This window comes from Pseudomonas sp. SWRI22, from assembly GCF_014268395.2.
Lineage (GTDB): Bacteria > Pseudomonadota > Gammaproteobacteria > Pseudomonadales > Pseudomonadaceae > Aquipseudomonas > Aquipseudomonas paracarnis.
The window spans coordinates 3212473-3236760 of record NZ_JABWQK020000001.1; the positions used below are offsets into that span (position 1 = coordinate 3212473).

22 protein-coding genes are annotated in these 24288 nt (G+C 61.0%); 10 read left to right on the forward strand and 12 right to left on the reverse strand.

What is annotated here, in order from left to right; translation table 11 throughout:
• Positions 1–168 precede the first annotated feature (168 nt).
• Entirely contained in the window at positions 169–579 is a 411-nt protein-coding gene (locus HU730_RS14085; protein WP_034129081.1) for a c-type cytochrome, read from the forward strand.
• 138 nt (positions 580–717) lie between these two features.
• On the forward strand, positions 718–2640 hold the full coding sequence (locus HU730_RS14090) for an acetyl-CoA hydrolase/transferase family protein (RefSeq protein WP_186527250.1): 1923 nt from the start codon (positions 718–720) through the stop codon (positions 2638–2640).
• Between the two features lie 116 nt (positions 2641–2756).
• Here HU730_RS14090 and HU730_RS14095 read toward each other — a convergent pair whose 3' ends face one another.
• Both HU730_RS14095 and rep read right to left on the reverse strand, forming a co-directional pair.
• Positions 2757–3329, reverse strand: coding sequence for a xanthine phosphoribosyltransferase (locus HU730_RS14095; RefSeq protein WP_003195447.1), 573 nt, complete (start codon positions 3327–3329; stop codon positions 2757–2759).
• A gap of 58 nt (positions 3330–3387) precedes the next feature.
• Positions 3388–5397, reverse strand: a complete 2010-nt coding sequence (gene rep / locus HU730_RS14100; RefSeq protein WP_005792464.1) for a DNA helicase Rep — start codon at positions 5395–5397, stop codon at positions 3388–3390.
• 266 nt (positions 5398–5663) lie between these two features.
• On the opposite strand from rep, the gene HU730_RS14105 reads away from it, so the two are divergent.
• Positions 5664–7328 (forward strand): bifunctional diguanylate cyclase/phosphodiesterase, encoded by a 1665-nt coding sequence (locus HU730_RS14105; protein WP_054917119.1) that lies wholly within the window; start codon positions 5664–5666, stop codon positions 7326–7328.
• Between the two features lie 125 nt (positions 7329–7453).
• On the opposite strand, the gene HU730_RS14110 is transcribed toward HU730_RS14105, so the two are convergent.
• Positions 7454–8857, reverse strand: a complete 1404-nt coding sequence (locus HU730_RS14110; RefSeq protein ID WP_096144033.1) for a NorM family multidrug efflux MATE transporter — start codon at positions 8855–8857, stop codon at positions 7454–7456.
• A gap of 152 nt (positions 8858–9009) precedes the next feature.
• On the opposite strand from HU730_RS14110, the gene HU730_RS14115 reads away from it, so the two are divergent.
• Positions 9010–9930, forward strand: a complete 921-nt coding sequence (locus HU730_RS14115) for a LysR substrate-binding domain-containing protein (protein WP_014720465.1) — start codon at positions 9010–9012, stop codon at positions 9928–9930.
• 176 nt (positions 9931–10106) lie between these two features.
• Positions 10107–12083: a methyl-accepting chemotaxis protein gene (locus tag HU730_RS14120; RefSeq protein ID WP_054896018.1), complete on the forward strand. Its 1977-nt coding sequence runs from the start codon at positions 10107–10109 to the stop codon at positions 12081–12083.
• A 3-nt stretch (positions 12084–12086) separates the two neighbouring features.
• Here the strand turns inward: HU730_RS14120 and HU730_RS14125 are convergent, their stop codons facing one another.
• Positions 12087–13001 (reverse strand): ABC transporter six-transmembrane domain-containing protein, encoded by a 915-nt coding sequence (locus HU730_RS14125; protein ID WP_034129060.1) that lies wholly within the window; start codon positions 12999–13001, stop codon positions 12087–12089.
• Positions 13002–13113: 112 nt separating this feature from the next.
• Between HU730_RS14125 and HU730_RS14130 the strand changes: the two genes are divergently transcribed.
• Complete coding sequence (locus HU730_RS14130) at positions 13114–13689, forward strand: TetR family transcriptional regulator C-terminal domain-containing protein (protein WP_034129059.1); 576 nt, start codon at positions 13114–13116, stop codon at positions 13687–13689.
• Positions 13690–13695: 6 nt separating this feature from the next.
• Here the strand turns inward: HU730_RS14130 and HU730_RS14135 are convergent, their stop codons facing one another.
• Positions 13696–15192, reverse strand: a complete 1497-nt coding sequence (locus HU730_RS14135) for a YifB family Mg chelatase-like AAA ATPase (RefSeq protein WP_034129058.1) — start codon at positions 15190–15192, stop codon at positions 13696–13698.
• A 650-nt stretch (positions 15193–15842) separates the two neighbouring features.
• Positions 15843–16106 (reverse strand): accessory factor UbiK family protein, encoded by a 264-nt coding sequence (locus HU730_RS14140; protein ID WP_003195432.1) that lies wholly within the window; start codon positions 16104–16106, stop codon positions 15843–15845.
• A 423-nt stretch (positions 16107–16529) separates the two neighbouring features.
• Here HU730_RS14140 and glnK point away from each other — a divergent pair, with 423 nt between their 5' ends.
• The 4 genes from glnK to sutA all read left to right on the forward strand — a co-directional run bounded on the left by glnK (position 16530) and on the right by sutA (position 19310).
• Complete coding sequence (gene glnK, locus HU730_RS14145; protein WP_002555808.1) at positions 16530–16868, forward strand: P-II family nitrogen regulator; 339 nt, start codon at positions 16530–16532, stop codon at positions 16866–16868.
• A gap of 34 nt (positions 16869–16902) precedes the next feature.
• Positions 16903–18240, forward strand: a complete 1338-nt coding sequence (locus tag HU730_RS14150; protein WP_020302863.1) for an ammonium transporter — start codon at positions 16903–16905, stop codon at positions 18238–18240.
• 209 nt (positions 18241–18449) lie between these two features.
• Positions 18450–18875 carry a secondary thiamine-phosphate synthase enzyme YjbQ gene (locus HU730_RS14155; protein WP_034129056.1) on the forward strand — a complete coding sequence of 142 codons (426 nt, stop codon included), beginning with the start codon at positions 18450–18452 and terminating at the stop codon, positions 18873–18875.
• A 102-nt stretch (positions 18876–18977) separates the two neighbouring features.
• Positions 18978–19310, forward strand: coding sequence for a transcriptional regulator SutA (sutA, locus tag HU730_RS14160; RefSeq protein WP_014720461.1), 333 nt, complete (start codon positions 18978–18980; stop codon positions 19308–19310).
• Between the two features lie 188 nt (positions 19311–19498).
• Here sutA and HU730_RS14165 read toward each other — a convergent pair whose 3' ends face one another.
• Genes HU730_RS14165 through HU730_RS14190 form a run of 6 tightly spaced genes read right to left on the reverse strand, consistent with a single transcriptional unit; the run spans position 19499 to position 24086 of the window.
• Entirely contained in the window at positions 19499–20194 is a 696-nt protein-coding gene (locus HU730_RS14165) for an HAD-IA family hydrolase (RefSeq protein ID WP_014720460.1), read from the reverse strand.
• Positions 20191–21090, reverse strand: coding sequence for a tyrosine recombinase XerC (xerC, locus tag HU730_RS14170; protein ID WP_034129054.1), 900 nt, complete (start codon positions 21088–21090; stop codon positions 20191–20193). Before xerC ends, HU730_RS14165 begins: the two co-directional genes overlap by 4 nt.
• A 2-nt stretch (positions 21091–21092) precedes the next feature.
• On the reverse strand, positions 21093–21809 hold the full coding sequence (locus HU730_RS14175; protein WP_014720458.1) for a DUF484 family protein: 717 nt from the start codon (positions 21807–21809) through the stop codon (positions 21093–21095).
• 13 nt (positions 21810–21822) lie between these two features.
• Positions 21823–22653, reverse strand: a complete 831-nt coding sequence (gene dapF / locus HU730_RS14180; RefSeq protein WP_060766884.1) for a diaminopimelate epimerase — start codon at positions 22651–22653, stop codon at positions 21823–21825.
• A 3-nt stretch (positions 22654–22656) separates the two neighbouring features.
• Entirely contained in the window at positions 22657–23904 is a 1248-nt protein-coding gene (gene lysA / locus HU730_RS14185) for a diaminopimelate decarboxylase (RefSeq protein ID WP_186527249.1), read from the reverse strand.
• A 14-nt stretch (positions 23905–23918) separates the two neighbouring features.
• Positions 23919–24086: a lipoprotein gene (locus HU730_RS14190; RefSeq protein ID WP_003195417.1), complete on the reverse strand. Its 168-nt coding sequence runs from the start codon at positions 24084–24086 to the stop codon at positions 23919–23921.
• Positions 24087–24288: the final 202 nt, after the last annotated feature.

Consider the following 24288-nt stretch of genomic DNA (forward strand, 5'->3'; position numbering starts at 1 on the left):
TGCCAGCGTTGCAGAGGTTCCCGCAGCTGTACACCGTGAGGCCGAATCTCCCTTTATTTAATAGGGTTGTTTCGGCCAGGCGGGCTAACCGTTATACTTTCGCCGCCTGCGAAACCGTGGCCGCAGGCGTGAATAGCCACCATTGAGGGTGAACGCGTGAACCTAATTATGAAAATGCTGGCTGCACCAGCAACCGTACTGGCCCTATGGGCTGTCAGCGCTCAAGCTGCGACCAATGATGACATTGCCAAGCGCCTGGAGCCTGTGGGCCAGGTTTGCGTCCAGGGCCAGGAATGCAAGGGCATGGAAGTTGCCGTGGCAGCCGGCGGCGGCGGCGCGAAAACCCCCGATGAGATCATCGCCAAGCACTGTAATGCGTGCCACGGCAGCGGCCTTTTGGGTGCGCCAAAAATTGGCGACACCGCCGCATGGAAAGAACGCGCCGACCATCAAGGTGGCCTCGATGGCATCCTGGCCAAGGCCATCACCGGTATCAACGCCATGCCGCCCAAAGGCACCTGCGCTGATTGTTCGGATGACGACCTCAAGGGTGCGATCAAGAAGATGTCCGGGCTGTAATCGGCCGATCTTCGTCAAAAATGCCGCTTACCAGCGGCTTTTTTGTGCCCGCGATTTGGTATTCAGGCTGTTCATTGCAGCAAAGACCCGGCAAGCTCGGTCCAACCCCTAATTCATGGAATGTTCGGGAGCAGTCGGATGGTGCAGTTGTGTTCAATCGAGCAAGCAGTTGACGACGTACTGGAGCGCCTGCCGGCGCATATCCACATGGGCATGCCGCTGGGGCTGGGCAAGCCCAACCTGTTCGTCAACGCGCTGTACCGGCGCATCGCAAAATTGCCCGAACGGGCGCTGACGCTCTATACGGCCTTGAGCCTGGGCCGCCCTACGCAGGGTGACGGTCTTCAAAAGCGCTTTATCGAACCTTTCATCGAACGAGTGTTTGGCGACTACCCCGAGTTGGATTTCCTCGCGGACCTGCACAAGGGCAGCCTGCCGAGGAATATCCGTGTGCAGCAATTCTTCATGCAGCCCGGCAGCTTGCTCCACAGCGCCGCGGCGCAACAGGATTACGTCAGCAGCAACTACAGCCATGCGGCCCGCGACATCAATGCCGCCGGCCTGAACCTGGTGGCGCAATTGGTTGCCAGTAGCAGCGAGCATCCCGACCGCCTGAGCCTGAGCTGCAACCCGGATATCACCCTCGACCTGCTGCCCATGATCGCCAAGCGCCGCGCGGCCGGGGAGACCATCCTGGTCGTCGGCCAGGTCCATAGCGATTTGCCCTACATGCCTGGCGATGCCGAGTTGGGCATGGATGAGTTCGACTACCTGCTGGATGAAAAAGACAGCACCACGTTGTTCTCCACCCCGAATATGCCGGTGGGCTTTCAGGATCATTTTATCGGCCTGCATGCCAGCACCCTGGTGCGTGATGGCGGTACGTTGCAGATTGGCATCGGCTCCATGGGCGATGCACTGACGGCTGCCTTGCTGGCGCGCCAGGCCGACAACGAAGCCTATCGCCTGTTGCTCACCGACTTGGATGTGTATCAGTGGGCGCCGTTGATCAGTCGCGAAGGCGGCGTCGAGCCGTTTGCCCGTGGCCTTTACGGTTGCAGCGAGATGTTCGTCAACGGCCTGCTGGTATTGGCGGATGCCGGGATCGTGCGGCGCAAGGTCTACCCGGATGTGGCGACCCAGATGCAGGCCAACGCGGGCACCCTGGACGACGCGGCGCAACCCGATGGCGTGTCGATCCATGGCGGTTTCTTCCTGGGGCCTCGCAGTTTTTACCAGCGCTTGCAGGAAATGACCCATGCCAAGCGCCAGGCATTCAACATGACCCGCATCAGCTATATCAACGAGCTGTACGGGCAGGAAGAACTCAAGCGCTTGCAGCGCCTGGATGCGCGGTTTATCAACAGCGCCATCATGGTCACCTTGCTCGGTGCTGGCGTGGCTGATCAGTTGGAAGACGGTCGCGTGCTCAGTGGTGTGGGCGGGCAATACAATTTCGTGGCCCAGGGGCATGCGCTGGAAGGTGCACGCTCAATCCTGATTTTGCGCAGCTGGCGTGAGTCGGCGGGTGAGGTCAGTTCCAATATCGTCTGGGAGTACGGCCACTGCACCATTCCCCGGCACCTGCGGGATATCGTCATTACCGAATACGGTATTGCCGACTTGCGCGGTCAGACGGATGCCAAGGTGATCGAAGCGTTGCTGAACATCACTGACTCAAGGTTCCAGCACGACTTGATTGAGCAGGCGCAAAAGGCCGGCAAACTGCCCAAGGATTTCCAGTTGGATCCGCGTTTTGCCGACAACACGCCGCAGCGGCTCCAGGCGATTCAGGCCAGGCACCGTCGCTTGTTTCCCGAATACCCCCTGGGCAGTGACTTCACGGATGAGGAGCGGGACTTGTTGCGGGCGCTGAACTGGCTCAAGAGCAAATTCAAGCTCACGGAAATTCTGGAGTTGGGCAAGGCGGCACTCGACGCGCCGGAGCCGGAGGCGTTTCCCGAGCATTTGCAGCGGATGCGCTTGGATAAGCCGGAGGGCATCAAGGAAGACCTGTATCAACGCTTGCTGCTGGCCGGACTGCAGGCCACCGCCCACTGACAGCGCAACGCAAAACCTAATGTGGGAGCTGGCTTGCCTGCGATGAGGGTGTGTCAGTCGACATCTCTGTCGACTGACACACCCTCATCGCAGGCAAGCCAGCTCCCACACAGTGATTACTCGATAAAGGTCACGACACCACCGGCCAGCGACTTCACCCGCGCCAGCGACTCAACCCGATAACCCTGTGCATCCAGTTCTGCACGCCCACCCTGGAACGACTTCTCGATCACAATGCCCAAGCCGGCTACGGTCGCGCCGGCCTGCTTGATGATCGAGATCAGCGCCTGGGACGCCTTGCCGTTGGCCAAAAAGTCATCGATCACCAGCACGCGGTCGCTGCTGGTCAGGTGGCGCGGGGAGATCGCCACGGTGCTTTCGGTTTTCTTGGTGAAGGAATACACCGTGGCCGACAGCAGGTTTTCCGTGAGGGTCAATGACTGCTGCTTGCGGGCGAAGATCACCGGCACACCCAGGTTCAGCCCGGTCATGATCGCCGGGGCAATGCCCGACGCTTCGATGGTGACGATCTTGGTGATGCCCGAATCCTTGAATAGTGCGGCGAACTCGTCGCCGATCAGTTTCATCAGTGCCGGGTCGATCTGGTGGTTCAGAAAGGCGTCAACCTTGAGGACCTGATCGGAAAGCACGATGCCTTCTTCGCGAATTTTCTTGTGCAGTGCTTCCACGGAAAGCTTCCTCTAATGGCGCGTTGTGCGCCGAAAGTAGATTAAAAAGTAGTCGATTCTAGCGCTTTAACATCGCGCGTATGTCCGCCAAGGCGGTGTTGCCGCGAACGGCCTTCACCTCGGTGGGCGTGTCGTCATTGCCTTCCCAGGCCAGGTCGTCCGGCGGCAGTTCATCCAGGAACCGGCTGGGGGCACAATCGATGATTTCACCGTATTGCTTGCGCTTGGCTGCAAAGGTGAAGGCCAGGGTCTGACGTGCGCGGGTAATGCCCACGTAGGCCAGGCGGCGTTCTTCCTCGATGGTGTCGGCTTCGATGCTGGAGCGGTGCGGGAGGATTTCCTCTTCCATGCCCATGATGAACACGTAGGGAAATTCCAGGCCCTTGGACGCATGCAAGGTCATCATCTGCACGCCTTCGGCACCGTCTTCCTCTTCTTGCTGGCGCTCGAGCATGTCGCGCAACACCAGCTTGCCGATGGCGTCCTCGACGGTCATCTCGCCGTCTTCGTCTTTTTCCAGGGTGTTCTTCAACGCCTCGATCAGGAACCAGACGTTGCCCATGCGGTAATCGGCGGCCTTGTCGCTGGAGCTGTTGGTGCGCAGCCAGTTTTCATAGTCGATGTCCATGACCATGCTGCGAAGGGCGCTGATCGGGTCTTCGCCGGCGCACTGCTCGCGGACCTTGTCCATGAAGCGCTTGAAGCGTGACAGGCGATCAGTGAAGCGCGTGTCCAGGTGTTCGCCCAGGCCGATTTCGTCGGTGGCGGCGTACATCGAGATCTTGCGTTCGGTGGCGTAGTTGCCGAGCTTTTCCAGGGTGGTGGAGCCGATTTCCCGGCGCGGCACGTTGATCACGCGCAGGAAGGCGTTGTCGTCGTCCGGGTTCACGATCAGCCGGAAGTAGGCCATCAGGTCTTTGACTTCCTGGCGTCCGAAAAAGCTGTTGCCGCCCGACAGGCGATACGGCACCTGATGATGCTGCAGTTTCAGCTCGATCAGCTTGGCCTGGTAGTTGCCGCGATACAGGATCGCAAAGTCGCTGTAGGGCCGGTCGGTGCGCAAGTGCAGGCTGAGGATTTCCACGGCGACGCGCTCGGCTTCGGCGTCTTCGTTGCGGCAGCGGATCACACGGATCTCGTCGCCATGGCCCATCTCGCTCCACAGTTGTTTTTCAAACTCGTGGGGGTTGTTGGAGATCAGCACGTTGGCGCAACGCAGGATGCGGCTGGTGGAGCGGTAGTTCTGCTCCAGCATCACAACTTTCAAGGAGGGGTAGTCTTCCTTGAGCAGCATCAGGTTTTCCGGGCGGGCGCCGCGCCAGGCGTAGATCGACTGGTCGTCGTCGCCCACCACGGTGAACTGGTTGCGCGTGCCGATCAGTAATTTCACCAGCAGGTATTGGCTGGCGTTGGTGTCCTGGTATTCGTCCACCAGCAGGTAGCGCACCTTGTTTTGCCACTTCTCCAGAATGTCCTTGTGCTCCTGGAACAGCTTGACCGGCAGCAGGATCAGGTCGTCGAAGTCCACGGCGTTGAACGCCTTGAGCGTGCGCTGGTAGTGGGTGTAGACGATGGCAGCGGTCTGCTCCTTGGGGTTGCGTGCAGCTTCCAGGGCTTCGGCGGGCAGGATCAGGTCGTTTTTCCACGAGCCGATCATGTTCTTGATTTCGTCGACGCCGTCGTCGCCCGCGTATTCCTTCTGCATGATGTCGGTCATCAGGGCCTTGACGTCGGTCTCGTCAAAGATCGAGAAGCCCGGCTTGTAGCCCAGTCGCACATGCTCCTTGCGGATGATGTTCAGGCCCAGGTTGTGGAAGGTGCACACGGTGAGGCCACGGCCTTCGCCACCCTTGAGCAGGGTGCCGACCCGCTCTTTCATTTCCCGCGCCGCCTTGTTGGTGAAGGTCATGGCGACGATGTACTGGGCGCGGATGCCGCAGTTCTGGATCAAGTGCGCGATCTTGCGCGTGATCACGCTGGTCTTGCCGGAGCCTGCACCGGCGAGCACCAATAGAGGGCCGCCGACGTAGTTCACGGCTTCTTGCTGCCGGGGGTTGAGTCGGGACATACGGAATTTCAGGGGTCGTTGTTCAAAAGGGCGGGCATTTTAACAGGCTGGAAAGATTCTGCTTCCATAGAACGACGGTGTGACGTACCACTCGATCTAAATTTGCCGGTTTTGCTACTTTGCCGCAGGATGTTAAGGATTATTCGAGACTAATATTTACAGTCTACGTGTTTGATAACACCTATCATTTGTCATCCTTTGTCATTGTCAGGCCGCACGTCATAATGGCACCGCTAATGAAATTTTGCAGAGTCTAGGGAGTTAGCGTGTCTACGCCTGTCGAACCCTTGCGTTTGCTGCTGCTGGCCGATGAGCCCGAGTGGGCAGCGTTGTTGCGCGAGTGCCTGGAGCCGATGGGCGAAGGGGCTGTGCTGATCAGTGCGCCCAACTGGGACTCGGTAAGCCGCCTGTTCGATGACGACCAGGGTGCTGTGTTATTGACCACGCCCAGCCTGCAGCCCGGCCCCGGCCGGTGCAGCCTGCCGTGTGTATTGCTGCTGGAGCAGGAGCCACTGGTGTCGCCGCTGGGTGTCAGCGATTGGTTGGTGTTGGATGCATTGGACGCCGACACATTGCGCCGCTGCCTGCGCCATGTGCGCGAGCGCGGCGTGCTGGAAAACACCTTGCAGCGCCTGGCCGAGCAAGACCCGCTCACCGGTATTGCCAACCGTCAGGGCTTCCAGACCTTGCTGGCCGCCCGGCTGGCAGAAAACGAAGGCCGTGGCCTGGCCCTCGGCCATCTGGACCTGGACAATTTTCGTCATGCCAACGATGCCCTCGGCCATCAGGCGGGCGACCGTTTGATCCTGCAAGTGGTGTCGCGGCTCAAGAGTCAGCTCGAAGCCGGGGACCAACTGGCGCGCCTGGGCAGCGATGAGTTTGCCTTGTTGATCGATACCCGCCGGGCGCCCCAGCGCGCCGAATGGATGGCCGAGCGCATCACCGAAGTGATGGCCGAACCCTATTGGGTGGATGGCGAAAGCCTGTTGATCGGTTGCAGCCTGGGCATGGCCCATGCTCGAGCCCGCGCTGGCGCCGACCCGTTGATGTGGCATGCCCATATCGCCATGCAGCAGGCCAAAAGCACCCAGGGCTGTACCTTTCATATCTTCAATGAACGCATCAACCGCAACGCGCGCAGCCTGGCCGACCTGGAAAGTGAACTGCGCCGGGCTTTGCGTCGCGATGAGTTGGAGCTGCATTACCAGCCGCGACTGGACCTGGACGACGGTCATATCGTTGGCCTCGAAGCTCTGGTGCGCTGGCGCCACGGTGAGCGCGGCTTGTTGCCGCCTAGCGAATTCGTGCCGCTGGCCGAACAGAGTGGTCTGATCGTGCCATTGGGCTACTGGGTGATCTCCCGAGCCCTGCGCGACATGCAAGACCTGCGTGAACGCGGCCTGCCGCCGCTGCACATGGCGGTCAACCTGTCGTTTCGCCAGTTCCAGGACAGTCAGTTGCTGTCTACCCTCAGCCGCCTGATTGCCGAGCGCGGCGTGGAAGCGCAATGGCTGGAGTTCGAATTGACCGAAACCGCCGTGATGCGCCGCAGCGACCTGGTCAAGCAGACCATGGACGCCCTTGGCCGGCTGGGTGTGCGGTTTTCCCTGGATGATTTCGGCACCGGTTTTTCGTCGTTTGTGCACCTCAACAGCCTGCCGATTGCCTTGTTGAAGATCGACAAGAGCTTTGTCGGCGGCATGGAAGAGCGCGAAGAAAACCGCAAGCTGGTGCATGCCATGATCAACCTGGCCCACAACCTCAACCTGGAAGTGGTCGCCGAAGGCGTGGAAACCCCTGAGCAGCTTGAGCTTTTGCGCTTGTTTGGGTGCGACCAGGTCCAGGGTTACCTGATCAGCAAGCCGTTGCCGCTGCCCGAGCTGGTGGAATACCTGATGTTCGGGCAAAGCCAGCAGGCGCTGTTGGGTTAAGCCTTCAAAGTGGTTCAAATGTGGGAGCTGGCTTGCCTGCGATAGCGGTCGTTCAGCTAATAATGATTAGCCTGACACACCGCTATCGCAGGCAAGCCAGCTCCCACATGTGCCGCGACTACTCGCTAGTCCGGCAGGGCCGCTCGGAATCCAACAGGAGCATCCGGCTCCTGCCGAATCATCCGCTTCATCTTCGCCTCAAATGCCCAGGTCAGGCTCACCGCCGCACACGCCAGGCCCAATGCCAGGCCCCACCAGACGCCGGTTGGCCCCCAGCCCAGGGTGAACGCCATCAACCAGGCTGACGGTGCGCCAATCAGCCAATAGCAACCCAGGCCCACCAGGAAGGTGGTCTTGGCGTCCTTTAGGCCACGGATACAACCCATGGCGATGGTCTGCACGCCATCGAACAATTCAAACCAGGCGGCGACGGCCAGCAGGCTCACCGCCAGGACGATGACGTCATGGAACGCCGGGTCGTCATGGTCGAGGAACAGTCCGATCAGCGGGTCGGAAAACAGCCACAGTACCGCCGCAAATCCCACCATCACCATGGCGCCGAATCCTATGCCCACTCGTCCGGCCAGGCGTGCCTGCAGCAACTGCCCGGCGCCGTAATGCTGGCCGATGCGCATGGTCACCGCGTAGGACATCCCCGCCGGCACCATGAAGGCCACCGAGACAATCTGCAGGGCGATCTGGTGTGCCGCCAACTGCGTGCTGCCCATGGTGCCCATGCACAACGCCGCAAAGGCAAACAACCCGACCTCTACCGCATAGGTGCCGCCAATCGGCAGGCCCAGGCGCCACAGCTCGCGCAGGTAGTGGGTATTCAGGCGCAGCAGGCCTGTGCCCAGCGGGTAGGCGGCGTAGGTGCGGTTGCTGCGGATGTACCACATCAGTGCCAGCGCCATGCCATTGGCGACGATGGCGGTCACCAGGCCGATGCCCATCAGGCCCAGTTTCGGCAGTCCGAACATGCCTTCGATCAGCGCATGGTTGAGCAGGTAGTTGACCACGGTGCCGCACAGGCTGATCACCATTACCGGGGTGGCCTTGCCGATGGCGCTGGTAAAGCCGCGCAGGGCCATGAAGCTCAGGTAGCCGGGCAGGGCAAAGGGCAGGATCGTCAGAAATTGCCCGGCCGCATGCACGTTGGTTTCGGTCTGGCCGAACATCAGCAGCACCGGCTTCAAGTTCCATAATAGCAACGCCGCCGCCAGGGCCATCAACCACGCCAGCCACAGCCCGGCCTGGGTCAGGCGAGTGGCGCCATCGATATCGCCCGCGCCATGGCGAATGGCGACCAGGGTGCCCACGGCTGCGATCACGCCGATGCAGAAGATCGCCACGAACGAATAGCTCGCCGCGCCCAGGCCTCCGCCGGCCAGTGCCTCGGGGCTCAAGCGCGCCATCATCAAGGTGTCGGTCAGCACCATCAGCATGTGCGCCAACTGTGAGGCAATCAACGGCCCCGATAGCCGCAGAATGGCCCAGAGTTCGGTACGTGCCGGATGTTGCATGATCATCACACTCGAATGGTCAGGAAGGTGGGGAAGGGTTGATTCTCGGCGCATTCAGCGCATTGCACAAAAGGATAAAAGCGATCGTTAGCATGATTAAAACTCATGCATGAGCGATTCTGGTAGGGTTTCCAGATTGCGCAGTCGGAGCTTTCTGCATGTCTCGTCGTCTTCCTCCTCTTTATGCCTTGCGGGCATTTGAAGCCGCCTCCCGTCACCACTCGTTTACCCGTGCGGCTGAGGAATTGTCGATTACCCAGAGTGCGATCAGCCGGCATATCCGTACGCTCGAAGATTATTTCGCCTGCCGATTGTTCCAGCGCAGCGGGCGCACGTTGCAGCTCACGGAAGCGGCGCGTTTGTTGCTGCCAGGCGTACGGGAAGGCTTCGCTGCCCTGGAGCGTGCTTGCCATACCTTGAATGCCGAAGATGACATCCTGCGTATGAAGGCGCCGTCCACCTTGACCATGCGCTGGCTGCTGGCGCGGTTGAGTCGCTTCCGCGCATTGCAGCCAGGCAATGAGGTGCAACTCACCAGTGCGTGGATGAGCATTGATGAAGTTGACTTCAACCAAGAGCCATTCGACTGCGCGGTGTTGCTCAGCAACGGGCACTTTCCGGCGGACTGGGAGGCCAGTTATCTGTTTGCGGAAATGCTTATCCCGGTGGGAGCGCCGAATCTGTTGGACGACGGTCCTTGGGACGTGACGCGGCTGGCAACCGCCGAACTGCTGCACCCGACGCCTGACCGCCGCGACTGGCGTTACTGGCTGCAGCGCATGGGGTTGTCATCTCACGTTTCACTCAAGGGTGGGCAGGTGTTCGACACGCTTGAACTGGGCATGATAGCCGCCGCCCGAGGCTATGGCGTCTCCATGGGGGATTTGCTGATGGTGGCCGAAGACGTGGCGCAGGGACGCTTGAGCCTGCCGTGGCCTACGGCGGTCGCCAGTGGGGAAAGCTACTACCTGGTGTGGCCGAAAACCCGTCCGGGTGGCGAACGTTTGCGACGGCTGGCGGAATTTCTTCAGGGTGAAGTCAAGGCAATGGAATTGCCTCAGGTTGAACGCCTCGATTGAGTAGGGCCGGACCTTTTGTGCAATCGTTTGCGGGATATCCCTGTGATTCGCTCAAGTATTGCCAAATGCCGCCGAAGAAAGGTGTTGGAACCCTCGTGCACTACCGTTTCCCACTAGATAATTTGCCGAGCAGCGCTATGAGATCAGGATGATCCTGGCCTCGGCCAGGAGCTGTCATGTCTCAACCTCGTGCCCGGATTGCCTCCCAGTTAGGCCTTGCACTCGCCGTGATTCTGGCTGTCGTGATCAGCGGCAGTACGGTCTTTGCCTTGCGTACCCTCGACTCCGCCAACCTCGCCACCCGCGAGGAACACTTGGCCAGCGAGGCACGTTTGCTCGCCGACCAACTCAACACCTTCCACAGCACCTTGCGTGAAAGCACCCAGCGTTTGAGCGGGCTGTTTGAAAAGCGCTTCGGCGCCGGCTTGAGTGTGCGTGCGGACCAGCCCGTGGCCGTGGCCGGCGTGCAGACGCCGAGCCTCTACTTGGGCAATGAGGTGCTGAACAATAACTTCGAAGAGGTGGATGAGTTCAAGCAGATGTCCGGTGGCGTGGCCACGGTGTTCGTGCGCAGCGGCGACGACTTTATCCGCGTCAGCACCTCCCTGACCAAGCAGGACGGCAATCGCGCCATTGGCACCGTGCTCGACCGTCAGGGCGCGGCCTACCAGCGCGTTGTGAGCGGCCAGACCTACATCGGCCGTGCCGTGTTGTTCGACCGCTCCTACATGACCCAATACAGCCCCGTACGTGACAGCAGTGGGCAGGTCATCGCCGTGCTGTTCATCGGTTTCGATTACACCGATGCCCAGAACGCCCAGTTTGAAAACCTCAAGCGCTTCCGTATCGGCCAGACCGGCTCCCTTGCGCTGCTGGATGAGCAAAAGCACTGGCTGGTGCCGCCGGCTGGCGTGCAAGCGCCGGATCAGGCGATTGCCGTGATGCTCGACCTGGCGAAAAAGCCGGGTGCTGGCCGTTTCTGGAGCGACAAAAACGAAGATTTCTATAGTGTCTCGGTGCCGTTTGAAGGCGGCCCTTGGGCGGTGGTAGCGAGCATGCCCAAGGCTGAGATTCGCGCAGTGACCTGGGAAGTCGGCATCCGCCTGGTGATCGGCAGTGTGCTGGCGATGTTACTGGCAGTGGGCGCCACGGTGTGGCTGTTGCGCAGCAAGCTGGCGCCATTGAGCGAGCTGGTGCGCCAGGCCCAGGCCCTGGGCGCGGGCGATTTGAGTGCGCGGCTCAATGTGTCCAGCCATGACGAAATCGGCCAGCTGGCGCGTAGTTTCAACCAGATGGGTGAGGCGCTGTCGACCATGGTGTCGCATATCCGTACCGCCGCCGAACAGGTCAACAGCCGCGCCCAGGCGCTGTCGGGCTTGTCCGGCGGTGCCTATGAAGGCATGGAGCAGCAGTCCGGCGAGATCACCAGCATGGCCGGTGCGGTGGAAGAGTTCAGTGCTACCTCGCTGAACATTGCCGACAACATGGGCAACACCGAGCGCCTGGCTCAAGAGAATGCCCAGCAAACCCGTATCGGCCGCAGTTCGATGCAAGAGGCGTCATCGTCCCTGGAACATATCGCCACTGCGCTGAACAGCACCGCTGCCGTGATCAACACCCTGGGCCAGCGTTCCCAGGAAATCGGCGGGATCGTCGGCGTGATTACCGCCATCGCAGAACAGACCAACCTGCTGGCGCTCAACGCCGCCATCGAGGCCGCGCGCGCCGGCGAGCAAGGCCGTGGCTTCGCCGTGGTCGCCGACGAAGTGCGCAACCTGGCTTCGCGCACCCGCCAGGCCACCGATGAAATCTCCGGCATGATCCAGAGCATCCAGCAGGAAACCGGTAACGCCATCAGCACCATGGAGCACGGCAATGCGCTGATGCAGGAAGGCCTGTCGCGCAACGCCGATGTGGCCTCGGCCCTGGCGCGTATCGACGAGCAAAGCCGCTCGGCCGGCCAGCAATTTGCTGCGATCACCACCGCCACCCAGGAACAGAGCAGCACCGCGACCTTGCTCAGCAGCAACCTGCAGAGCATTGCGCTGGCCAACAGCGAGCAGCGTGAAGTGGTGTCCAACCTGGCGGTTACCGCCAAGGAACTGGAGACCTTGGCGGCAGGCTTGCGTCATGAGGTGGATCGGTTTCGTTGAGGCTCAGGCCTCCCCAAGCCCTGGGTCTACGCGCTTGCCAATGTCCTTTAGCCGCGCCAGTTGGTCGACCATGCCTGGCGCTTCGTCCAGGCTGGTGACGAAGGTCCACAGATAGGTCATGACGGCGTAGATGTGGCCGGCCTTCACCGCTGGGGACATGGCCAATTGGCTGATCGCAACCACGAACAGTAAGGCCGCGGTCATGCCGATAAACAGGAACGCCGCAGCCTCGCGGTCTGACAGCCAGATGCGCAGGCGTGACAGCACCTGGTAGTGGCGTCGCAGGGTCGGCGCGCCGACCTTTTCGACCAGGCCGATTTCTTTTTCCAGGCGGTTGTTCAGACGTTCGTGCAGCGCCTGATTGCGCTGGGCAAAACGCGGCAACAAGGTGATGCACAGCAGCAGGGCCGCCAGGCACGCCATGCCTACCCATGGCTCAATCACGATCAGCATCACTGCCGCGCCCACAATCGACACCAACGCCGTGGCGATGATAGGCACGTGCTTTTCAAAGAAGTCGACAAACTCCCGAGCAAGTACTACCCGTGCCGCCGATTTCGAGGTGCTGTGGTTCTGTTGGCGCTGGTTGAGAATGACCGGCACCGCAAGGTCCGCGTAGATGCGCGTGAACGTACGGGTGTCCAGCGCCCGTCTCGCCGCCCCAACGGCCCAGAACGCCATGACCACGGCGGCATACAGCAACGCACTGGTGGTATCGCCACGGATAATCGAATCCACCGCGAACCCGGCAAACAGTGGGTAAGCCAACAACAGCGCGTTCTCCAGCGCCACCAGCGACAAGGTGCAAGACAGCTTGCCGGGATAGGCTCTGGCAATAGCCTTGAGGGTCTGGCTGGCAGACTGCTGGCCGATTTTCTTGCTTTCTTCGATCAGAATTTGTGGGGTGACGGATGTCATGGGTGCACCAGAGGAGTAATAGACGCTATTATTGAGCGACTGCTCAAGTATCCTTGAGCGATCGCTCAAAAAGCAAGCGCCGCTTATCTGCTCGTGCTCGAAGGAATTGCCCATGTCGCGTACCGACCGTAAAGACCAGATCATCGCCGCCGCCCTGGAGCTGTTTCGCAGCAAGGGTTTCGCCGATGTATCCACCCGTGACCTCGCCGAACATGCCGGCTTGTCGCGCAGTCATGTCTATCACTACTTCAGCGACTGGAATGAACTGCGCCGCGAAGCCTTCGTACGCTTTGCCAATGAGCAACTGGATGAAGTGCGCGAGCCGTTGGCCGATGCGCCACCCCTGGAGGCGCTCGTGGGTTTTTTGCGCGACTGCCTGCCCAGCACCGCTGACGCCGGCTGGGCGCTGTGGCTCGACGCCTGGGACGAGGCCATGCATGACGCGCAAATGACCCAGGCTTATCTGGTAATCAACGCCCAATGGCAAAGCATGCTTGCCGAGGTGATCGAGCGGGGCGTTGCCGATAGCGTCTTTCGCTGCGAGTCGGCTCAACGCGCTGCACGGCAGATCTTCGCCCTGGCGATGGGCTATGCCGATGACCTGATGCTCAAGCCTTCCGCAGAGTCCGCAGAAGCGGCGCTGCAAGAAGTGCTGGAAGTGGCGAGGCTGCTGCTGGATTTTGCCTGACAAGTGCTAGCCATTTGCGGCTGGTCGGTACTGCAACGCCTCCGCCAAATGATGGCGGGCGATGCCTTCCACTTGCTCAAGGTCCGCCAGGGTGCGAGCCACCTTGAGCAATCGATGGGCTGCGCGCAGTGATAATGTCAGCCGCTCACACGCGCTTTCCAGCCAGCTTTCATCGGCTTTGGCCAACTGGCAGTGTTCGCGCAGCCGGGGCAGATCGAGGAATGCATTGGCGCAACCCTGGCGCTGGTGCTGGCGTTCCCGGGCTTGCGCCACCTGAGCGGACGCTTGCGCGGTGGTATCACCGGCTTGTTGGGCGGGGTTCAGCGCAGTGACCTCCCGCGCGACTGTCAGGTGCAAATCAATCCGGTCCAGCAACGGCCCGGAGAGCTTGTTGCGATAGCGCTGGATCTGCTCCGGTGTACACCGACAACGCCCGCTGGGCTCGCCCATGTAGCCGCAAGGGCAGGGGTTCATCGCCGCGACCAGTTGAAAGCGCGCCGGGAAGCTCACGCGGTCACGGGCGCGGGAGATCACGATATGCCCCGATTCCAATGGCTCACGCAGCACCTCCAGCACCTTGCGATCGAACTCTGGCAGCTCATCCAGGAACAACACCCCGTGATGGGCCAGGGTGATTTCCCCCGGTTGTGGCTTCGAGCCGCCACCCACCAGCGCCGGCCCGGATGCCGAGTGGTGTGGCTGACGGAACGGGCGGTTGGGCCAATGGCTCAGAGGGGCCAGGCTGACCACGGATTGGATTGCGGCCACTTCCAGCGCTTCCTGCTCGCTCAATGGCGGCAGCAAGCCCGGTAGCCGGCTGGCCAATAAGGTCTTGCCGGTACCCGGTGGCCCGCTGAACAGCAGGTTATGCGCGCCCGCCGCCGCGATCAGCAATGCTCGCTTGGCCGCGAGTTGGCCCTGCACTTCACTCAGGTCTGGGTAAGGCTTGTTCAAGTACAGCAAACCGTCGGACCTGTAGGGCTCAATCGGCACATGTCCATTCAGGTGCGCCACCACTTGCAGCAGGTGATCCACCGCAATCACCTTCAACCCCGACGCCAGGCACGCCTCCTCGGCATTGGCGCGCGGCACTATCACGGTGCGCCCGGCCTTGCGCGCCGCCAGCGCGGCCGGCAACACCCCCTTCACCGCGCGCACCTCGCCGGACAGCGCCAATTCCCCAAGGCATTCCACGTCATCGAGCATCAACGCCGGCACTTGCACACTGGCTGCCAGGATGCCCAGGGCAATCGCCAGATCAAAACGCCCGCCGTCCTTGGGCAGGTCGGCGGGCGCGAGATTGAGCGTGATGCGGCGGGCCGGATATTGCAGCGCCGAGTTGAGGATGGCGCTGCGCACGCGATCCTTGCTTTCCTTCACTGCAGTTTCGGGCAAACCCACGAGAGTGAGAGACGGCAGACCATTGGCCATGTGCACCTCGACGGTGACGGCGGGGGCTTCTACACCGACCTGGGCGCGGCTGTGGACGATGGCGAGGGACATGCTCGTTCCTTGAATGGGAGGGCCGCTTCCTGCGGTTTTTTCAAGGGTAGACGAGGTGGGATGGAGCGGGGCGGGGAGGTTTTACAGAACGTATCCGGGCGGCAATGCAAAACAAATGTGGGAGCGGGCTTGCCTGCGATGGCTGTGTGTCAGCAAAGAATCATCCGCTGATGCACCGCCATCGCAGCTTAGATATCTACACAACTTTGTAGGTTGTCGCAGCAAGGTAACCACGATGCGAAGCGAGTCGCTCTTGATCTGCTTTTGATCTTAGGCGCCCCGTTAAACCACGCTGGCGAATTACGGGCACACCGAGCCTAAGCGAGGTGCCGAGTGGTCGGGCAAGAGCGTTTTGCTTACTTTTGTCTGGGCCGGCATTCCGGCTTTTCAAAAGTGAGCCGCCGTCAGGGCGGAACCCTAAGTGGCCGTTACCGCAGCAATGGATATGTACACAATCCAGCTGTGTTGACTGTCAGGGCGCTATCGCAGGCAAGCCAGCTCCCACATTTGGATCGCGGTGCGTCAGTTAGAACAGCGTCGGCTATCCGGTCGTCAAGGGAGCAAGCTCCCTCGCCACAAGTCCAGCGTCGCCACAGCTGTGTAGATACCTATGGCCATCGCAGGCAAGCCAGCTCCCACACTCACCGTGTTTATTCAGCAGAGGGTGGCGTCAACCGTGCTTCAAGTTCAGCCACCTTCGCCTCCAGGCTCTCCAGCCGCGCACGTGTGCGGGCCAGCACCACCATCTGGCTGTCAAACTCTTCCCGGCTGACCAGGTCGAGCTTGCTGAAACCACTCTGTAGCAAAGCCTTGAACTGGCTTTCGATTTCATTGCGGGGCAGCGGGGTGTCGCCGCTGAACAGGCGAGAGGCGTGGCCGCTCAGGGCGTCGAGGAAGTCTTTGGGCGCGAGCATTGGACATATTCCGGAAAACAGTTGGCCGGCAGTGTACCACGCAGCGTCTATAGTCATTTTCACGCCCCGCTGCGCACGGTTTTCGCGCATTGGGGCGGGCGGCTGCGCACTGTTTTGATGCGCATTGCGGCCGCGCAGGTGCCCCGTAGGTGGGCATAAGCGGGCAAAGGATTGATTTCGGTGGTTTTTACGGAGCTGGCAAGGTTTCTGCTTAGACGATCATGACCCATGCACTGATGCAGTCGCTGTGACGAATGCAGTGCGCCGACGGATCCGGGGTACAGGGCTCGTCACCAGTGGTTCGCTGGCGTCGCGACGGCAAATGCCGAGGCGACGATGCGTTACAAAGCCAGGCACTGCGCTTAGACTTGAGACGGGTTTGTTTTCCTGGGGCAAGTCCACCAAATTCGGGAGAGAGTTTTCATGAAGCTAGTCACTGCCATCATCAAGCCGTTCAAGTTGGACGATGTACGCGAGTCACTGTCCGAGATCGGCGTGCAGGGCATTACCGTTACTGAGGTCAAGGGCTTCGGTCGGCAGAAGGGTCATACCGAGCTGTATCGCGGCGCGGAATACGTGGTCGATTTCCTGCCGAAGGTGAAGATCGATGTCGCCATTGACGACAAGGATCTTGATCGGGTTATCGAGGCGATAACCAAGGCGGCCAACACCGGCAAGATCGGTGACGGCAAGATCTTCGTGGTCAATCTGGAACAGGCTATTCGCATCCGTACCGGCGAAACCGATACCGACGCAATCTAAGCCGCCAAACCCCAACGCCCCAGGAGAAAACAATATGACTCTGCGTAAATTCGCAGGGCTCGGAGCCCTGCTGTCCATCGTAATGCCAAGCCTGGCCATGGCGGCAGATGAAGTGGCTGCTCCAGTCCTCAATTCCGGCGACACCGCCTGGATGCTCACCGCCACCGCGCTGGTGCTGTTCATGACCATCCCTGGCCTGGCGCTGTTCTACGGCGGCATGGTCCGCTCCAAGAATATTCTGTCGGTGATGATGCAGTGTTTCGCCATCACTGGCCTGATCAGCATCCTGTGGGTCGTCTACGGCTACAGCATCGCGTTCGATACCACCGGTATGGAACAAGGTGTGGTCAACTTCAATTCCTTCTTCGGCGGCATGGGCAAGGCGTTCCTGGCGGGTGTCACCCCGGCCAGCATCACCGGGCCGGCGGCGCTGTTTCCGGAAGCCGTGTTCATCACCTTCCAGATGACCTTTGCCATCATTACTCCGGCGCTGATCGTCGGTGCTTTCGCTGAGCGTATGAAGTTCTCCGCGATGCTGATCTTCATGGCTATCTGGTTCACCCTGGTCTATGCGCCGATTGCGCACATGGTCTGGAGCGGCAATGGCGGCCTGATGTGGGACTGGGGCGTGCTGGACTTCGCTGGCGGCACCGTTGTGCACATCAACGCGGGTGTGGCTGGCCTGGTGGCGTGCATCGTGCTCGGCAAGCGCAAAGGCTTCCCCACCACCCCGATGGCCCCGCATAACCTGGGCTATACCCTGGTGGGCGCGGCCATGCTGTGGATCGGCTGGTTTGGCTTCAACGCCGGTTCCGCTGCGGCGGCCAACGGCACCGCGGGCATGGCGATGCTGGTAACTCAAATCGCTACCGCAGCTGCGGCCCTGGGCTGGATGTTTGCCGAGTGGATCACCCACGGCAAGCCAAGCGCACTGGGTATCGCCTCGGGCGTGGTCGCCGGCCTGGTCGCCGTGACGCCAGCGGCTGGCACCGTGGGCCCGATGGGCGCCCTGGTGATTGGTCTGGTCGCCGGTGTGGTGTGCTTCTTCTGCGCGACCAGCCTCAAGCGCAAGCTGGGTTATGACGACTCCCTGGACGCCTTCGGCGTGCACGGTATCGGCGGTATCGTCGGTGCGATCCTCACCGGTGTGTTCGCAGCTCCTGCTCTGGGCGGCTTCGGCACCGTGACCGACATCGCGGCCCAGGTCTGGATCCAGTGCAAAGGCGTGGGCTTCACCGTGATCTACACGGCGATTGTGACCTACGTCATCCTCAAGGTGCTCGACATGGTTATGGGCCTGCGTGTCACCGAAGAAGAAGAGGCGGTCGGCCTCGACCTGGCGCAACACAACGAGCGCGGCTACAACTTGTAACTACGCGAAAAAAACATGCCCGGCTTGCCGGGCATTTTTTTGCCCGGCGTTTGTCTGTGGCTAAAGGTGCATGGGTTTTTCATCGACTGTGTGATGGGATCCACACTGCACTTTTAAGGGTGCAAATGTCTTACAGGCATGAAGGCGTATTAGGCACTTTGTTTTTTCCCAGAGCGCGCTAGAATGCGCGCCGATGGGCGGAGAACTGTATGTGGCAACAGACCCTGATTACCCTGCGGGCCAAGCCCCGGGGCTTTCACTTGGTAACGGACGAGTTGCTTGCCGGCTTGCCTGAATTGAGGGCGTGCCGTGTGGGCCTGTTGCATCTGTGGCTGCAGCACACCTCGGCCTCGTTGACCGTCAACGAGAATGCCGACCCGGCGGTTCGCCGTGACTTCGAGCGTTTTTTCAACCTGCTGGTGCCACAAGGTCGCGCAGGGTTTGAACATAACGACGAAGGTCCGGATGATCTGCCGGCGCACTTCAAGGCCAGTCTGCTGGGCTGCCAGCTGAGTTTGCCGGTCAAGGCCGGCCGCTTGGCGATAGGGACCTGGCAAGGTGTTTATCTGGGCGAGCACCGTGATCATGGCGGTGCTCGTAAAGTCCTCGCCACCTTGCATGGTGAAGGGGCATAAGCCACTGGTGATCCAGTGGATGTTGATTTTTTTCCGGCAACCTCGACAGAGGGTGAAGCTGGGCTATAACTAATCTGCTTTTCGCAAGTCATGAGGTAGAACATGAGCGACGATGATCTGGAACAAGACGACCTCGAAGTAGGTGATGAAGACGACACCGAAGACGGTCTTGAAGTTGCGGCCGAAGACGTTGCTGAGGACGTCGATGACAGTGTTGGCGATGACGCGGCTCCCAAAGCCAAAGGCAAAGCCAAGGCGGCTGTGTCGGTAGACGAGTTGCCGAGCGTTGAAGCCAAGAACAAAGAGCGCGATGCCCTGGCGCGTGCGATGGAAGAGTTCCTCGCTAAAGGCGGCAAAGTGCAGGAAGTCGAGGCCAACGTGGTGGCTGATCCACCGAAGAAGCCGGATAACAAGTACGGCAGCCGACCTATCTGAGGTCTGCCTCCTGCTTGTAAGAAAAAGCCCGCCGTCGCTGCGGGCTTTTTCATGCCTGGAGCAATTTACCGGTTTGCTGCAATACCCTGTGGGAGCTGGCTTGCCTGCGATAGCGGTCTATCTGCGAGCCCTGTGTTGACTGATCCACCGCTATCGCAGGCAAGCCAGCTCCCACATTGGGGTCAGTGTTAGCTCCAGCGACTCAGCAGTGGCGGTAACTCCGTCAGGCTGCGAATCTGCGCATCCGGGCGCTTGTCACCCTCCCAGGCCTTGCCCGTGGGGTTGAACCACACTGCCCGCAGTCCCGCCTGCTGCGCGCCGGCGATGTCATCCCCAGGATGATCGCCCACATGCACTGCCGCGCTGGCATCCACACCGCCACGTTGCAGTGCTTCATGAAACAGCCGTGCATCCGGCTTGGCGATGCCGATATCTTCAGCGCGCAGGGCAAAGTGAAAGTAGTCCGCCAGGCCCACACGCTGCACATCGGCATTGCCATTGGTGATCACGCCGAGCAGGAAGTGCTGGCGCAGCGCCTTGAGCATCGGCTCGGCTTCCGGAAACACGGTGAGTTGGTGGCGTGCGTGGATGAACGCTTCGAAGCAGACATCCGCCATCTCTGTGGCCTCAGGCTGGGGATAACCGGCCTCCTCGAACGCATGCATCAACACGCGATGACGCAGCAGGCTGATACGGTGTTTGAGTTCGGGATGACGCTGCAGCACCTGCTGGCGCAGGCTGGCAAAATGCTCAAGGGGCAGGTCGCCGACCTTGGACGCGTGGGTCGCCAGCCATTCGCGCATCGACGCTTCGGCGCTGATGATGACGGGTACGTTGTCCCAGAGGGTATCGTCCAGGTCGAAGGTAATCAGCTTGATACTCATGAGTCGCCGCCCTTGATGCGTTTGGCCCGTGGATGGGCGCTGTCGTACACCGTTGCCAGGTGCTGGAAGTCGAGGTGGGTGTAGATTTGCGTGGTCTTGATATCCGAGTGCCCGAGCAGCTCCTGCACGGCGCGTAGGTCCTGGGAGGATTCGAGCAGGTGGCTGGCAAAGGAATGACGCAACATGTGCGGGTGCAGATTCTGCCCCAGCTCGCGCTCGCCGGCAGCCTTGACCCGCAGTTGAATCGCGCGCGGCCCCAGGCGCCGGCCTTGCTGGCTGACAAACACGGCATCGTCTGCAGGGTTGGTCAGAAGGCGTAGCGGCAGCCATAGCTGCAAGGCTTCGCGGGCTTTCCTGCCCACGGGCAGTACGCGCGTCTTGCTGCCTTTGCCGAGCACTTGCACCAGGCCATCGGCGAGGTCTAACTGATCGAGGTTCAGGCCCGTCAGCTCCGACAGGCGCAGGCCCGAGGAGTAGAACAGCTCCAGGATTGCCTGGTCGCGATGGGCCAGGAAGTCATCCTCGACGGCACCGTCGAGCAATTGCAGGGCGCGGTCTGTGTCCAGGGTCTTGGGCAGGCGCCGTTCGCCTTTGGGCGGTGACAGGCCATTGGCCGGGTCGTGGTCGCACAGGCCTTCGCGATTGAGGTAGTGATAGAGGCCGCGCACCGCCGATAGCAGGCGAGACAGGCTGCGGGAGGATTGGCCCTGTTGGTGCAACCGGGCGACCAGGCTGCGCAGGGCCTGGATATCCAGGGCCTTCCAACTGCTGACGTGCTGTTTTTCGCAATAGGCCAGGACCTTGTTCAAGTCCCGCCGATAAGCTTCCAGCGTGTGGGACGACACCTGGCGCTCATTGCGCAGGTGAGCGCAGTAAGCGTCCAGTTGCCGCTCCATGATCAGCGCACCGCGCGCAGGGTGGTGGTGTGGCGTGGCAGGACGCGGCCCAGCACTTCGGCGATATAGGTCAGGAACAACGTGCCCACCGAGCTTTTGTAGTGCGCCGGGTCGCGGCTGGCGATGGCCAGTACCCCGTGCAAGCCTTGATGGCTGAGGGCGATAACGGCCGTAGAGCCGATCTGCTTGCGCTGTTCGGCGCCAAACAGGAAGTCCAGCTCATGCTCGCGCAAGGTGCCGCTGACGGTCTTGCCTTCGGACAGCAGGCCACCGATGGCCGTCTGCGCTTCGCCACCTGTGACCCAGCGCCCCACCGGCATCGGGTTGTCGCTGAACAGGATCAGGCTGACGAAGGGCACCTGGAAATCCTCACGCAGGCTGTCTTCCACGGCGATCACCGTTTCTTCCAGGCTGGTGGCATCCATCAGGGTCAGAATCAGGCGGCGGGTCTTGTCGAACAAGCGGTCGTTGTCGCGGGCCACGTCCATCAGATGAGAGAGTCGGTGGCGCATTTCAATGTTGCGCTCGCGCAGGATCTTCATTTGCCGCTCCACCAGCGACACGGTATCGCCGCGCTGGTGGGGGATGCGCAGGGCCGGCAGCAGTTCTTCGTGCTCGACGAAGAAGTCCGGGTTAGCCTCAAGGTACGCCGCGACAGCAGCGGCCTCCAGGCTTTCACTCGGGGTAGCGTGTGCGGGTACTTGAGGCTTATCGGTCATTAGCTTGGCTCACTCATAGACGGACCTGTCCTTCGTATACACGCGTGGCTGGCCCGGTCATCATCACCGGGTGGCCAGGGCCTGCCCATTCGATGGACAAACGTCCGCCGGGCAGGTCGATCAACAGTGGCGAATCCATCCACCCCTGGCTGATCGCGGCCACGGCAGCGGCGCAAGCACCGGTGCCGCAAGCCTGGGTTTCGCCGGCGCCGCGTTCCCATACGCGCAATTGCGCACGGTTACGGTCGATCACCTGCAGGAAGCCCACATTGACCCGTGCCGGAAAGCGCGGGTGATGTTCGATCTTCGGCCCCAGTTCATGCACGGGGGCGTTATTGATGTCGGTGACCCGCAGCACCGCATGGGGGTTACCCATGGACACGGCGGCGACCTCCACGGTTTTGCCATCCACATCCAGCGGGTAACTGAGGGCCTGCTCGGTGGCCTGGAACGGAATATCCGCCGGCACCAGGCGTGGGGCGCCCATGTTGACGCTGATCTGGCCATCATTGCGGATGTCCAGTTCGATCACGCCGCCCTTGGTTTCGACGCGAATCTGGCGTTTGGCAGTCAGGCGTTTGTCGAGCACAAAGCGCGCAAAGCAGCGCGCGCCGTTGCCGCACTGTTCCACTTCGGAACCGTCGGAGTTGAAGATCCGGTAACGGAAATCCACCTCCGGGTTGCTCGGTGCCTCGACCAGCAGCAACTGGTCGAAACCGATCCCGGTGTGGCGATCACCCCACTGTTTGGCGTGCTTGGGCAGGATGTGCGCGTGCTGGCTGACCAGGTCGAGGACCATGAAATCATTACCCAGCCCGTGCATCTTGGTAAAACGCAGCAGCATGGCTTACTCCGGCAGCAGGCTTTCGCCAGCATACAACTCGGCTACCGTCTCGCGGCGACGCACTTCAAATGCTTGATCACCGTCCACCAGCACCTCGGCGGTACGCCCGCGGGTGTTGTAGTTGGAACTCATGACAAACCCGTAGGCACCGGCCGAATGCACGGCCAGCAGATCACCTTCCTCAAGCGCCAACTCACGATCCTTGGCCAGGAAGTCGCCGGTCTCGCAGATGGGCCCGACGATGTCATAGGCGCGGGCTTCGCTTGTGCGCGGCGTCACGGCGGTGACATCCATCCAGGCCTGGTACAGCGCCGGGCGGATCAGGTCGTTCATCGCCGCATCGACGATGGCGAAATCCTTGTGTTCGGTGTGCTTGAGGTACTCGACCTGGGTCAGCAACACGCCAGCGTTGGCGACGATGTAGCGGCCCGGCTCGAACATCAGCGTCAGGTCGCGGCCTTCGATGCGTTCGCGCACGGCCTGGATATAGTCGGCAATCAGCGGCGGCTCTTCATCGCGATAGCGCACACCCACGCCACCACCGAGGTCGATGTGGTGCAGGTAGATGCCGCACTCGCCTAGGCGGTCGATCAAGGCCAGCAGGCGGTCGAGGGCATCCAGGAACGGTGGCAGGGTGGTCAGTTGCGAGCCGATATGGCAGTCGACACCCAGCACTTCCAGGTTCGGCAGTTGGGCGGCGCGGATGTACACGTCCTCGGCGTCGGCGATGGCAATGCCGAACTTGTTCTCTTTGAGACCGGTGGAGATGTACGGGTGGGTGCCGGCGTCGACATCCGGATTGACGCGCAGGGAGATCGGCGCACGCACGCCCATCTCGGCGGCGACCATTTGCAGGCGCTCCAGCTCGTCGGTGGATTCGACGTTGAAGCAATGCACGCCGACTTCCAGGGCGCGGCGCATGTCTTCGCGGCTCTTGCCGACGCCAGAGAAGACAATTTTGTCCGCCTGGCCGCCGGCGGCCAGTACGCGTTCCAGCTCGCCACGGGACACGATGTCAAAACCAGCGCCAAGACGCGCCAGGACATTGAGTACACCCAGGTTGGAGTTGGCCTTGACTGCGTAGCACACCAGGTGCGGCACGCCGTCGAGGGCGTCGGTGAACGAGCGGTATTGAGCTTCGATATGCGCACGCGAGTACACATAGGTCGGGGTGCCGAAGCGCTGGGCAATCGCGGACAAGGCCACGCCTTCCGCGAACAGCTCGCCGTCCCGGTAGTTAAAAGCGTCCATAAGTTTCCCTTAACTTAGTAGGTGTCGTGCTTATGGGCTTTTGACGGCTTTTGCGACGATTGCGCCTGTTCGTTTGGATCTTTGCTGTCATCCGGCAGGTACAGCGGGCCTTTCTGGCCACAGGCACTAACGAGGCAAGCGACCGCGACGAGCGCAGCAAGGGAAGAGATCAGGCGCTTCATGGCGAAATCCTTGAATATGCATTAATTGCGCCCGAGTATACCGACCACCCGCCAGCTTGCCTATGCGCCGCACCACCCGTCCGGCGGGGGTTTGCCGAGACAGTAGGGAAGCAGGCTACGATGCCTGGGGATATTTCGTACCGTCATCCGTGATGAAATCAGTATCCTTTGCAATCGGCGAAGCTCGCCCGTATCGTGCGGC

Excerpts from the sequence above, each read along its gene's own strand:
- HU730_RS14135 (WP_034129058.1), bottom strand. The coding sequence starts at position 15,192 with ATGTCCCTCGCCATCGTCCACAGCCGCGCCCAGGTCGGTGTAGAAGCC.
- HU730_RS14125 (WP_034129060.1), bottom strand. The coding sequence starts at position 13,001 with ATGACATCCGTCACCCCACAAATTCTGATCGAAGAAAGCAAGAAAATC.
- HU730_RS14190 (WP_003195417.1), bottom strand. The coding sequence starts at position 24,086 with ATGAAGCGCCTGATCTCTTCCCTTGCTGCGCTCGTCGCGGTCGCTTGC.
- HU730_RS14110 (WP_096144033.1), bottom strand. The coding sequence starts at position 8,857 with ATGATCATGCAACATCCGGCACGTACCGAACTCTGGGCCATTCTGCGG.
- HU730_RS14150 (WP_020302863.1), top strand. The coding sequence starts at position 16,903 with ATGACTCTGCGTAAATTCGCAGGGCTCGGAGCCCTGCTGTCCATCGTA.
- HU730_RS14140 (WP_003195432.1), bottom strand. The coding sequence starts at position 16,106 with ATGCTCGCGCCCAAAGACTTCCTCGACGCCCTGAGCGGCCACGCCTCT.
- rep (WP_005792464.1), bottom strand. The coding sequence starts at position 5,397 with ATGTCCCGACTCAACCCCCGGCAGCAAGAAGCCGTGAACTACGTCGGC.
- HU730_RS14085 (WP_034129081.1), top strand. The coding sequence starts at position 169 with ATGAAAATGCTGGCTGCACCAGCAACCGTACTGGCCCTATGGGCTGTC.
- HU730_RS14175 (WP_014720458.1), bottom strand. The coding sequence starts at position 21,809 with ATGACCGATAAGCCTCAAGTACCCGCACACGCTACCCCGAGTGAAAGC.
- HU730_RS14090 (WP_186527250.1), top strand. The coding sequence starts at position 718 with ATGGTGCAGTTGTGTTCAATCGAGCAAGCAGTTGACGACGTACTGGAG.
- HU730_RS14165 (WP_014720460.1), bottom strand. The coding sequence starts at position 20,194 with ATGAGTATCAAGCTGATTACCTTCGACCTGGACGATACCCTCTGGGAC.
- HU730_RS14130 (WP_034129059.1), top strand. The coding sequence starts at position 13,114 with ATGTCGCGTACCGACCGTAAAGACCAGATCATCGCCGCCGCCCTGGAG.
- dapF (WP_060766884.1), bottom strand. The coding sequence starts at position 22,653 with ATGCTGCTGCGTTTTACCAAGATGCACGGGCTGGGTAATGATTTCATG.
- xerC (WP_034129054.1), bottom strand. The coding sequence starts at position 21,090 with ATGGAGCGGCAACTGGACGCTTACTGCGCTCACCTGCGCAATGAGCGC.
- sutA (WP_014720461.1), top strand. The coding sequence starts at position 18,978 with ATGAGCGACGATGATCTGGAACAAGACGACCTCGAAGTAGGTGATGAA.
- glnK (WP_002555808.1), top strand. The coding sequence starts at position 16,530 with ATGAAGCTAGTCACTGCCATCATCAAGCCGTTCAAGTTGGACGATGTA.
- HU730_RS14120 (WP_054896018.1), top strand. The coding sequence starts at position 10,107 with ATGTCTCAACCTCGTGCCCGGATTGCCTCCCAGTTAGGCCTTGCACTC.
- HU730_RS14155 (WP_034129056.1), top strand. The coding sequence starts at position 18,450 with ATGTGGCAACAGACCCTGATTACCCTGCGGGCCAAGCCCCGGGGCTTT.
- lysA (WP_186527249.1), bottom strand. The coding sequence starts at position 23,904 with ATGGACGCTTTTAACTACCGGGACGGCGAGCTGTTCGCGGAAGGCGTG.
- HU730_RS14115 (WP_014720465.1), top strand. The coding sequence starts at position 9,010 with ATGTCTCGTCGTCTTCCTCCTCTTTATGCCTTGCGGGCATTTGAAGCC.